The following is a 329-nucleotide window of genomic DNA, read 5'->3' on the forward strand; positions in this document are numbered from 1 at the left end:
TACACCCAAGGGGTCGGGGGTTCGACTCCCTCATCGCCCACTTAACAGTCAAAAGTGATTGTGAGGTTTTACATTAAATAACCTGAATAATATTTTCAGGGCGATTAGCTCAGTTGGTTTAGAGCACTTGGTTTACACCCAAGGGGTCGGGGGTTCGACTCCCTCATCGCCCACAGATAATCATCGAACGAGATGATTTTTTTATAGTAAAACTGAAACAACAAGTGCAGAAATGCACTTCACGTATATCGACTTGGAGAGATGGCAGAGTGGTCGAATGCGGCGGTCTTGAAAACCGTTGTACCGCGAGGTACCGGGGGTTCGAATCC

General features: G+C 47.1%; 1 tRNA gene. It reads left to right on the forward strand.

Annotated elements, in window-relative coordinates:
• The first annotated feature begins 98 nt into the window (after positions 1–98).
• Positions 99–173, forward strand: a tRNA-Val gene (locus KEM10_RS24190).
• Positions 174–329 lie beyond the last annotated feature (156 nt).

The sequence above is a fragment of the Carboxylicivirga linearis genome, assembly GCF_018271995.1.
In the GTDB taxonomy this organism is placed as follows: Bacteria; Bacteroidota; Bacteroidia; order Bacteroidales; family Marinilabiliaceae; genus Carboxylicivirga; species Carboxylicivirga linearis.